Source organism: Actinomycetota bacterium, assembly GCA_009923495.1.
GTDB lineage: Bacteria > Actinomycetota > Actinomycetes > S36-B12 > UBA5976 > UBA5976.
Genome location: RFTJ01000025.1, coordinates 1 through 9,119, shown reverse-complemented (window position 1 = coordinate 9,119; position 9,119 = coordinate 1). Strand labels below are relative to the sequence as shown.

Below are 9,119 nucleotides of genomic sequence, written 5' to 3'. Positions count from 1 at the left end.
AACAGTACTTGCCGAGGGCTTAGAGGCTTAGGTCTTCTTATGTCTGATCCTCTATGCTCTCCATCCTTTCTCCTTATAGGTTTATCTGCGAGATGGGCTAGCTGTTCCGCTTCGCTAAGGGCTTCAAGGTCTACATCCTCGCCCCAGTTCTCCTCCTCCGCCATTGCCTGCCCCAGTTCCGCTCTGTACTCAGCCTTGCTTGTCTTGCTCATGTTTAAACGCTCCATATTAGTATGCACTTACCAACTTTGCCCCGCACCAACGCAGAGAAACACACTGTTCGTATTATGCACAGTTTATCCACATCCTGTGGACAAGTCAAAATTTATCCACAGGAAGTTATCCACAGCTTATCCACACCCCCGACTTATCCACAACCTTATCCACAGCTTATACATTTGTTATACAGTGCATAAAAACAACGCCAATAAAAGAGTACTCAAGTACTACTGAATACATCAAAAGTAAGTGCGAACTGGATAAACATACATGGCTCTAGAACGCATCAGATCGGCCTCAGTGCGTTTTAAATTGTTTTGGCTACCACCCTACCAACCCCCTCAAAAAAAACGATCCTGAGCCGTTCTGAGCGTTTTTTAATACTTTTGGAAAAGTATTACTTTTTGGCATCTGGCACACATCGTGCTACGCGCACGCGCCTGAATTCTCTATTAGTTAAACCCTGTTTTCTAGGGAAAAAACTTTTTTAAATTATTTTCAAAATACTTGTAAACCTTGTCAACGAACAATATCACTGCAACGTTGTATGCTTGTAGGCGACAATATCGTTTACACGACATGACAGTCACCGCTCTTTAGTTTTACTTCCCACCGACTGTCACAAGGGAATACGTTCTAGGCTACCGATTGAAGTCCTAGTGAGACAGAGTTGGGGACACCAACAAGAGTCTTGAGGCAGGGACTAATCAGGTACGTAAAACGTTTGAAATCCCCCTGTCCACGCTGAGAGATCAGTCTGTAGCCCTACGGGCTACGGAGTGCGCTCTTGCACTGTATGGAGATACCAACATGAAACGTGAATACATCAAAGCTTTCAACGAACTCAAAAAATTAGGTTGCCCCGTGTTTGAACGTAGCGACTACTCAGGACGATTCCTGATCAGCGCAGAAGAGCCTGAGTCCTACAAGTGGGCAAGCTACTACAACGAATACAACCAGTGGCAAGGTGATGACGTTAACCCCGTGTTAATGAGCATCCTTGCTAAGAACAACCTGTTCTGCGAGTGGGAAAACCCTGCTTGCTTGGTTGTTTTTCCCGCCTGACATTTCAGCGGTCAGCCCTACGGGGTTGACCAGTGCAATGTCGCACTTCTACGGAGACCCTTTCATGTTCCACATCCCCGCTCACCTCAATACAAAAAACCCCCCTGCTCAGTTCAACCCCTCTGCCAAATAAGGAGACTAGTACCATGTACACCGCACAGATTGACCGCTTCGGCAACATCATTGTTTGCAAAGGTGATCGGGAGCGTAACGGCTACCGCATCTTTTTCACTGGCACTTACAACGAGTGTTTAAACAAAAAAGTTGTTACCGCATGACATTACAGCGTGATGCCCCTAAGCACGGGGGCATTGCAGTGCAATGTCGCACTCCATCGGAGACCTACCATGAATGTTCAACGTATCAGTCAGTTCATCGAGGCAAACCCTGCCGAGTACCAATGGCTTGTTGATAAAGCCCCCTCATTTTCCTTTGCCTCCTCTGTGCTGTCTGCGCTCCACAGATATGGCAATCTGACCCCTAACCAACTGTCCGCTATTCAGCGGTGCGTGGCTAAGGATTCTGCCCCTCGCCCTCAGCCTGTGCCCTCCGCTCAGGTTGACGTGTCCCCCATCGAGGTTGCCTTTGACAAGGCTAAAGACTCAGGTCTGCAATACCCCAAGCTGAGGCTTGGTGCTTTCGTATTCAGCCCTGCCCCAGTGACAGGCAAGAATGCGGGTTCAATATACGTCAAGTCCGAGGGTGTTTACCTCGGCAAGGTGACAGGCGGTAAGTTGTTTACCTCACGGGACGCATCACCTGAGAGTGCAAGTCAGATCAGCGAGGTGCTTGCTGACCCCCGTAGTTCAGCCATTGCCTATGGCAAAACATTCGGCAAGTGTTCAGTCTGTAACAGGGATCTGTCAGATCCTGAGTCAGTCGCACTGGGTATCGGCCCTGTCTGCGCAAAGCGGTTCGGTTGGGTTTAAACAGGAGGTCTTATGAAAATCTATCAGTTCTACATTCTCAAAACCTTGGTCTGCATGACGGGGTTTTTGGTGAGTGTCATGGTCTTGGGCAGTGATTCACTGCTCTTGTTTTGGGTAGCCATCATGTCGTTGGTTGCCTCTTTAATTTTCTACTTTGCAGGAGAGTGAGCATGATTACAGAGAGCATTAAAGACTACACCCATGCCGAGGATGGCAAGGTGTTTGGGCAGATTATTTACACCTACCAATCACCTACCCACTGGGGTAGTGATGGTGTTTGTGAGGTGCGTGTTGACTATCGTTTTGACGGTAAGCCTACAGCCCGTTTGTACTACAGCGCAGGGGGACACAACAAGGGGTTCAACCATGTGGATATAGCCGATGCTATCTCCGAGGCTTTTGCCCGTGCCAAGCAACGTTTGCAAGTGCTGTCGTTGACTTGCAACGTAGACTGATGATTGATAGCGATACCTACTTGCACGGGCTATCGCTTTCGTTTACACTTGCGTCATTGAATTTTTAGCGGTGAGCCTTTCGGGGTTCACCAGTGGAAATTCCCACTTCAACCGAGACCTACTATGTCATTACCTGTCATTTACTCTACCCGTGAAGATTGGCTCAATGGTGCTATCAATGAGTTGAAGCCTTTCTTTCTTATCAATGGCGTGTCCATCAGCGACAGGATCAGAGTGTCATGCGCTCTGCCCTCCAATGCCAAGCGTACCAACTTCAAGTCAGTTGGTGAGTGCTTCCCTAGTACGAACAGTGCTGACGCTCACTATGAGATTTTCATCAGCCCTGTGCTTGCCGATCCAACCAAGGTCTTTGAGACCCTCATTGCCATGTTGTGCCATACCGCCAAGGGTGCGCTCAATCACGGCAAGCCTTATCAAAAGATTGCCGATGCCATGTTGCTTTTGCCCAACGGCACTCCGTCAGCCCGTTATAAGTCGGTGACTCATGGCGGTGCATTCGTTCAAGCCTATCAACAGATCATCGATTCGCTCGGTGCATACGTCCACGCTGAGTTGTCAGCCTCGGTTGGCAAGAAGCAAGGCACTCGGATGTTGCTTGCGAAGTGCCCATCATGCGGGTATACAGTTCGGCTCACTTCCAAGTGGGCATACAAGAATGGCAATCTCAATTTGCCCATCTGCCCCAATGAGGGTGACACCCTCGCTTTGATTTGAAACCAGTACCTAGGAGAGAGAGCATGGCTTCCATTAACACAATTAAAACCCTTTCAACCCTCGACAAGTTCGTTATCAACGGGGCTGTTACAGCCCTCAAAGCCCCTGACCATATCCGTCAGGCTAAGGACAAAATGGAGCGTTTAAACTGGCTCGGTGACCTGATCGAGCAGGGTTTGACTGACTTCAACTACATCAAGAATTGCTCGCCTATCGCTGACAATGTGAGCAGTGTTGACTCAGCAAAGCTTGATGCTACCGCCTCCGTTGCTACACGTGCCGAGGCAGTTGCCCTCGATGCCATCAACAAGGTGACAGTCGTTGCTCAGAGCATCAGTGCTGTAGCACAACAGATGAATGACTTGTCAGTGGCTGTCCACAATGCCTCTGTTGCATCTAAGTCAAACCTTGATGAGGACAAGATCAACGCAGAGGTTGCCAGTGCCATTGCCAAGGCGTTTAAACCCTTTGCGCAAGCTGTCAAAGATGCCAAGGCAGAGGCTGTCGTGGCTAATGCTACCAAGGCCAAGATCATTGATCGTAAATCTGCGCTCGATGTGTTCGGTGTTGATATCCGCACCCCCAAGGGTGATCCTGTCATGGTTGACATTTGGGACGCACCCGACAGTCCCGATGTTGATCCTAATTTTGTGTGGCAAGAGGGCATCCTGAAACACTTGCTCCTCTCACAAAAGACAGGCGAGAACCTGTGGTTTGGCGGTGCTAAAGGCACTGGTAAGTCAGAGACTGCAAGACAGTTTGCGAGTCGCACTGGACGTTCCTACACCCGTATCAACTTTCACAAGTACACCACTGCCGATGATTATGCGGGTGCTGTCGGTCTTGAGAATGGTGCGACAGTGTTCAAGAAAGGTGCTTTCTTGGAGGCTTTCACTTCCCCATCTACAGTGATTTTGCTCGATGAAATCAGCATGGCAGATGCGGGTGAGTTGGCTACCCTGAACGGGTTCTTAGAACCCAACAGTGCTGTCAACTACGGGGGCTTTGTTCACCGCAGGGCAGAGGGTGTTTTGGTCTTCTCGGCTGATAACACCCTGACCAATGGCGACACGTCAGGACGTTACGCCAAGACTCAGAATATGAACTCTGCACTGGTTGATCGTTTCGCCCGTGTGATTGAGTTCAAGTATCTGAGCAGAGAGCAAGAGGTTATTGCCCTGACCTTGCACACTGGTTGCCACAAGATGTTGGCTGAACACGTAGTGAATGCCATCAATGCTTGCCGTGCCAAGGTGCATACAGGGGACGTGATCGATGCCCCGTCTATTCGTTCAGCCCTCGCTTTCATTCGGGCACTGGACGTTCTGTCGGTTGATGAAGCTTGGGAATCAACCATTACCTCCCGTCAACCCGAGGAGAGTCGCACCGCACTTGACGCAATCAAGGCGGCTTACATCAACGCTAGTGTTCTAGCAAAATATTTGTGAGGTGAATATGAAAACCTATCATGGCTATCAGTTTAAACGTGCAGTGGTGATTGGCATTCACAAGATCTGCTCTGACCTTGGCTTGCGTCCTGTCGAGGTTCGTTGGGATGCGGGTACACAAACCGCCTGTATCAACAAGAGTGGCTCTGTCAAGCTTGCCAACGTCAAGGATGATGCAGTGCTGACTCAGGGTGACCTGATGCGCTATGTCGGCATGGCGGTGCATGAGATTCTGCACTGGATGTATACCGACTTTGATGCTGTCCAATCTGCCTATGCGCATGGTCAGTACATTGCCCAGTTACACAATGCCCTAGAGGATGCGTGGATTGAAAGCAAGGGCATCAAGTCAGGGCTGACAGGCAACATTGAGGAGTTGCTCTCTGCCTTGATCAATGGCATGGTTGCCGAGGGCTTGGCTCATATTAATTATTATGATGATAAGCCAATCGATTGGTCAGACCCTGCCCAGTACCCCTTTGTTCTCGCTGTCTACGCACGTAAACACGCCAAGATCAAAGTGCCTCTCGCCATTGGGCTTGAGCCAATCTTTGCCGAGGCTGTCAAGCGTTTAAACACTTGCGGTAATTCTTGGGATACCTTGGAGGTTGCCAAGTGGGTGTTTGATCAGCTTAACAATGTGAACAGCGAACCCGAGGATGAACCAGTGCCTCCCCCAACCAACCCAACCAACCCCTCCGATGATGAGGGTGATGATGAGGATAAGGATAAGGGCGATAACGGCTCAGGGGACGACTCAGAACAGCCTACAGGAGGCGATCAGGGCGGGGATATACCTACCCCCAAGGGTGACCCTGCGAAGCCTCCTACAAAGGATGGCGAGACAGTCAAAGCCCGTGAGGTTGAACCCACTGCCAACCCTCCCGAGGGTGCAGGATCGGGCGGTTCTTACAGCACAGATGACGTGATGCGCAAGGGGTATCACACAAGGGCTGACAACCCCCGCACTTTCCCAATCGACTTTTAAGGAGGTCTTATGATTCCCGCCAAGTTACGCTATACAGTCAGAAAGTTGTTTGAGAACTCAGGGTTTGAGGAGTTCCAACACAACCGCAAGTCAGGGGTGCTGAATGTTCGGGCGCTTCCGACAATGGCTCACAATGACCGCCTGTTTAAACGTAGGAAAGAACATGATGGCATCGACTCTGCGGTGACCATTGTGCTTGATGTATCAGGCTCGATGTTTCGCCCTGCCAAGCCCTTGGACTCCAAGATGTACCACGCCATCCTTGCAACGTATGCCCTACTGGACACGCTGTCCAAGGCAGGGGTTGCGACTAGTGTCGTGACATTCGGTTGCGAGGTGTCACTGCTCAAAGACTTCAACGTGCCTTATCAACGTGTCAGACCGATGCTTGAAAGGCTTCAATCAGGGGGCGGTACTCAGGACTATACCGCCCTGTCATACGCCCACGGGTTGCTGTTGAATCGTCAAGAGGAGCGCAAGGTTTGCTTCTTGCTCACCGATGGCATCGGCAACGCTGATGCTTGCAGAGAACAAGCACTGTCGGGTGAGAACCTCGGCATCACCACCATCGGGGTTGGCATCCGTTCGGATGTAACCCACATCTACAAGAACGCTGTAACCATCGACAAGCTCGAGGACATGGGCACTGTAGCGTTTGACAAGCTAAAGCTTGCCGTGTGAGGGGGGTTGCCCCCTCTGCTATAATATTGTTGTGGCACTGTCCACGCTATCATCAAACAAATGAGACCAGTAGAGGAGCGGTTATGAACACCACATTGATACTTAACACCAACGCCAGTGGCTCGACATTTACCCTTGACGTTGACCTTAGATATTCATCCAAGGCATTTCCTGCCTTGTCAAGAATCCAACGGGCACTTGATAAGTTCCTGATTAACAACTCTCACTGGCTCGCTGAGGATGACCCTCAGATCGTGGCTGTAGTGCAGAGTGATTCCAAGCTTAACGTGAAGTATGCGTCAGGCTTATCGCTCACAAAGATTGATCCACTTTACGTTTAAACAGGAGAAACATTATGCAAGGTCTAGACGCACATTACTCTGCGCTTTGGGTAGAAAGCGAGCGCAGACAGAACAAACCAACCGCCAAATACACTGTCCACATTAACGTGGAGGGGTTTGTTGAAATTGACGTGGATGCCACAAGTTCCACCGATGCTGTTGATCAGGCTATGGAAATATTCAATGACAGCAATGTCGGCATTGTGGTCACCGAGAAATATATCGAGGACGTGGAGAAATGGAAGTAACGTTTAAACAAGGAGAGAAAGCATGAAAGCATTTAAGGGTGTGGTGATTACCACTTATCAGGAAGAAATTACAGTACTCGCCAACACAAAAGAGGAGGCTGAGTTATTGATGTATGACCGCGCCAACCCTATGGGTGATGGCTACAGCGGTGACATGACAGTGCATGACTTAGAAGAAGTAGCGGAGGTGAATAATGACTGACCAACAGCGAATCGTTTACCTCAGATCAGCACTAAAGAACCTGACCGAATCCGCTGACCGCTACATAGATGATGGCTCATGGATAGAACATCTTGCGCTTGACGTAGAGTTTGCAAAGGGTGTTCTTAAATCAACACGTATTAAAAAGGAGAGTAAGAATGGCACACATGGTTCAAACACATGATGGTTGGGTACTACGTAACGATTGGTTCATTGAGGATGTACAGGCGAGGCTTGAGGACTACTGGGGCTTTGCTCTGACCGATGCTGAATGCGTCAGGGTTCTAGAACTTGTGGCTAAGGCACATGATGCCAATGATGGCATCACATGGGAATCTATCGATTCCGCTATCGGTGCGCTGTTCGGTGATCGCCAACTGGAGGACATGGAATGAACCACACACTATGGCAAAAAATTGAGCGGGTGTTACTGCTCATTGGCTTAATCGTTTTACTGCTTGACTTGTTTTACTGGAGACCTTGAATGTTTAAACACATAACACCTTACCCTTGGACTGCACTGTCTGCGACAGTGTGGGGTTATGAGAACGCTTTTGGTCAACCACAAGTTGCATCATGCGTGAACAAAAATCAACCAACGGCTACCCAACGGGCGAATGCCCGACTGATTGCCATCGCCCCGCAGATGTATGAGATCATTCAAAAGATGCAAAGTGAGGATGCCAAGGCATTAGTTAATTACATGGAAAAGGAGACCGATCATGCAGATCAAGACAATTAAAAGGCAACGTAGTGAGCCTGACTTTGAACGCCTGTACCACGCCTATGAGGGCTTGATTGATTGGATCGGCAAGAATGAGGTTGACGGGCAAGAGACCCTCGGTCTGTTGGTTAAAGCCGCCATAGCCCTAGCCGTGACCAATAACCTACCCAAGGAGGACATACTGGAGGTTGTGTCGGTTACCTATGAGATGGAGCGTTCAATGCGTCCTACGTCCAATGAGGTGCATTGATGAGGAAGGTGAAGGCGATAACCCAATCCGATCCAACCTTTCTCAAAACCACGTACTACTATGACAACCTAATCAACCTTGTAAACCATGAACGCTTTGTCAACCCTGCCGAGAAATACATCACCTATCAAGCCAAGGCTTGGGCGGTGTATCGCATGGGCAGAGACCGAGTCAGCGGGCTGGCTGCGGTCACTGTTTAAACGCAGTGGTGATAAACATTGGAGTTCTTTCTCCAACATAAGCCCCAAGAATATTAAACTCAAAATATTCATAAGCCTCATCCACCGACATGGTGCGACTCAATATCTCGACAAGCTTTGTCGTGTCATAGGCGACTACAGCAGACTGTCCTATACGCTCTGCTACCCCGATGATCGCCTCATCAAACTCCTCATCCGATAGAAAAAGAAGATCAGTGTCCCATTCTTCTGCTAATGTATCCCTGATGTTTAAACGGGGATCATCAGCAGGATCACCAGATTAGCTACCTGCAATCTGGTCATTGTTTAAACTGTTAGAAGGCATCGAGGTTCTCCGAGTAAGTTCCTGCGGTTTTGTTGTAGATCATTGTTGTCTCGCCCTGCGTTCCGACCCAACGATACCTACATTTCCAAACGGCAATCTCTACGTGATGGTCTTTCCTGTGGACAGTCAGACCGCAATCCGTCTTAGCCCACCAAGCCATCGACCCTGCGATGGACATCCCGTCAGGGCGGGGCTGATCAGTGCCTTGTCGGGTGATCTTAGATGGATGAGCCACAAACCATGTATGCACGTCATGTGCCTTACAAAACTTTTGAACCCGAGTCAGCATATCGCTGATGGCGTTTGTCT

17 protein-coding genes are annotated in these 9,119 nt (G+C 49.4%); 15 read left to right on the top strand and 2 right to left on the bottom strand.

Annotated features, from left to right (window positions below; translation table 11 throughout):
• Positions 1-212: hypothetical protein (locus EBS36_06885; GenBank protein ID NBU32872.1), on the bottom strand; the 212-nt coding region annotated here is incomplete at its 3' end.
• Positions 213-1,029: 817 nt separating this feature from the next.
• On the opposite strand from EBS36_06885, the gene EBS36_06880 reads away from it, so the two are divergent.
• The 15 genes from EBS36_06880 to EBS36_06810 all read left to right on the top strand — a co-directional run bounded on the left by EBS36_06880 (position 1,030) and on the right by EBS36_06810 (position 8,485).
• Entirely contained in the window at positions 1,030-1,284 is a 255-nt protein-coding gene (locus EBS36_06880) for a hypothetical protein (protein ID NBU32871.1), read from the top strand.
• Between the two features lie 290 nt (positions 1,285-1,574).
• Complete coding sequence (locus tag EBS36_06875) at positions 1,575-2,213, top strand: hypothetical protein (GenBank protein NBU32870.1); 639 nt, start codon at positions 1,575-1,577, stop codon at positions 2,211-2,213.
• Between the two features lie 170 nt (positions 2,214-2,383).
• Entirely contained in the window at positions 2,384-2,668 is a 285-nt protein-coding gene (locus EBS36_06870) for a hypothetical protein (GenBank protein ID NBU32869.1), read from the top strand.
• Between the two features lie 123 nt (positions 2,669-2,791).
• Positions 2,792-3,403 carry a hypothetical protein gene (locus EBS36_06865; protein NBU32868.1) on the top strand — a complete coding sequence of 204 codons (612 nt, stop codon included), beginning with the start codon at positions 2,792-2,794 and terminating at the stop codon, positions 3,401-3,403.
• A gap of 23 nt (positions 3,404-3,426) precedes the next feature.
• Entirely contained in the window at positions 3,427-4,851 is a 1,425-nt protein-coding gene (locus EBS36_06860) for a hypothetical protein (protein NBU32867.1), read from the top strand.
• 7 nt (positions 4,852-4,858) lie between these two features.
• Positions 4,859-5,839 (top strand): hypothetical protein, encoded by a 981-nt coding sequence (locus tag EBS36_06855; protein ID NBU32866.1) that lies wholly within the window; start codon positions 4,859-4,861, stop codon positions 5,837-5,839.
• Between the two features lie 9 nt (positions 5,840-5,848).
• A complete protein-coding gene (locus tag EBS36_06850) occupies positions 5,849-6,520 on the top strand; it encodes a VWA domain-containing protein (GenBank protein ID NBU32865.1) in 672 nt (223 codons plus the stop codon).
• 83 nt (positions 6,521-6,603) lie between these two features.
• Positions 6,604-6,861: a hypothetical protein gene (locus EBS36_06845; protein ID NBU32864.1), complete on the top strand. Its 258-nt coding sequence runs from the start codon at positions 6,604-6,606 to the stop codon at positions 6,859-6,861.
• A 14-nt stretch (positions 6,862-6,875) separates the two neighbouring features.
• A complete protein-coding gene (locus EBS36_06840; protein ID NBU32863.1) occupies positions 6,876-7,109 on the top strand; it encodes a hypothetical protein in 234 nt (77 codons plus the stop codon).
• A gap of 22 nt (positions 7,110-7,131) precedes the next feature.
• Positions 7,132-7,311 carry a hypothetical protein gene (locus EBS36_06835; protein ID NBU32862.1) on the top strand — a complete coding sequence of 60 codons (180 nt, stop codon included), beginning with the start codon at positions 7,132-7,134 and terminating at the stop codon, positions 7,309-7,311.
• Entirely contained in the window at positions 7,304-7,495 is a 192-nt protein-coding gene (locus EBS36_06830) for a hypothetical protein (protein ID NBU32861.1), read from the top strand. Before EBS36_06835 ends, EBS36_06830 begins: the two co-directional genes overlap by 8 nt.
• Positions 7,479-7,706 (top strand): hypothetical protein, encoded by a 228-nt coding sequence (locus EBS36_06825; protein ID NBU32860.1) that lies wholly within the window; start codon positions 7,479-7,481, stop codon positions 7,704-7,706. Before EBS36_06830 ends, EBS36_06825 begins: the two co-directional genes overlap by 17 nt.
• A gap of 89 nt (positions 7,707-7,795) precedes the next feature.
• Positions 7,796-8,053 carry a hypothetical protein gene (locus EBS36_06820; protein NBU32859.1) on the top strand — a complete coding sequence of 86 codons (258 nt, stop codon included), beginning with the start codon at positions 7,796-7,798 and terminating at the stop codon, positions 8,051-8,053.
• Positions 8,034-8,285 (top strand): hypothetical protein, encoded by a 252-nt coding sequence (locus tag EBS36_06815; protein NBU32858.1) that lies wholly within the window; start codon positions 8,034-8,036, stop codon positions 8,283-8,285. The genes EBS36_06820 and EBS36_06815 overlap by 20 nt, the downstream gene beginning before the upstream one ends.
• Positions 8,285-8,485, top strand: a complete 201-nt coding sequence (locus EBS36_06810) for a hypothetical protein (GenBank protein NBU32857.1) — start codon at positions 8,285-8,287, stop codon at positions 8,483-8,485. The genes EBS36_06815 and EBS36_06810 overlap by 1 nt, the downstream gene beginning before the upstream one ends.
• A gap of 314 nt (positions 8,486-8,799) precedes the next feature.
• On the opposite strand, the gene EBS36_06805 is transcribed toward EBS36_06810, so the two are convergent.
• The coding region (locus EBS36_06805) for a hypothetical protein (GenBank protein ID NBU32856.1) at positions 8,800-9,119 on the bottom strand (320 nt) is incomplete at its 5' end.

Bases quoted from the DNA above. Each gene is read 5' to 3' on its own strand.
- EBS36_06880 (NBU32871.1), top strand. From the start codon at position 1,030: ATGAAACGTGAATACATCAAAGCTTTCAACGAACTCAAAAAATTAGGT.
- EBS36_06875 (NBU32870.1), top strand. From the start codon at position 1,575: ATGCCCCTAAGCACGGGGGCATTGCAGTGCAATGTCGCACTCCATCGG.
- EBS36_06870 (NBU32869.1), top strand. From the start codon at position 2,384: ATGATTACAGAGAGCATTAAAGACTACACCCATGCCGAGGATGGCAAG.
- EBS36_06865 (NBU32868.1), top strand. From the start codon at position 2,792: ATGTCATTACCTGTCATTTACTCTACCCGTGAAGATTGGCTCAATGGT.
- EBS36_06860 (NBU32867.1), top strand. From the start codon at position 3,427: ATGGCTTCCATTAACACAATTAAAACCCTTTCAACCCTCGACAAGTTC.
- EBS36_06855 (NBU32866.1), top strand. From the start codon at position 4,859: ATGAAAACCTATCATGGCTATCAGTTTAAACGTGCAGTGGTGATTGGC.
- EBS36_06850 (NBU32865.1), top strand. From the start codon at position 5,849: ATGATTCCCGCCAAGTTACGCTATACAGTCAGAAAGTTGTTTGAGAAC.
- EBS36_06845 (NBU32864.1), top strand. From the start codon at position 6,604: ATGAACACCACATTGATACTTAACACCAACGCCAGTGGCTCGACATTT.
- EBS36_06840 (NBU32863.1), top strand. From the start codon at position 6,876: ATGCAAGGTCTAGACGCACATTACTCTGCGCTTTGGGTAGAAAGCGAG.
- EBS36_06835 (NBU32862.1), top strand. From the start codon at position 7,132: ATGAAAGCATTTAAGGGTGTGGTGATTACCACTTATCAGGAAGAAATT.
- EBS36_06830 (NBU32861.1), top strand. From the start codon at position 7,304: ATGACTGACCAACAGCGAATCGTTTACCTCAGATCAGCACTAAAGAAC.
- EBS36_06825 (NBU32860.1), top strand. From the start codon at position 7,479: ATGGTTCAAACACATGATGGTTGGGTACTACGTAACGATTGGTTCATT.
- EBS36_06820 (NBU32859.1), top strand. From the start codon at position 7,796: ATGTTTAAACACATAACACCTTACCCTTGGACTGCACTGTCTGCGACA.
- EBS36_06815 (NBU32858.1), top strand. From the start codon at position 8,034: ATGCAGATCAAGACAATTAAAAGGCAACGTAGTGAGCCTGACTTTGAA.
- EBS36_06810 (NBU32857.1), top strand. From the start codon at position 8,285: ATGAGGAAGGTGAAGGCGATAACCCAATCCGATCCAACCTTTCTCAAA.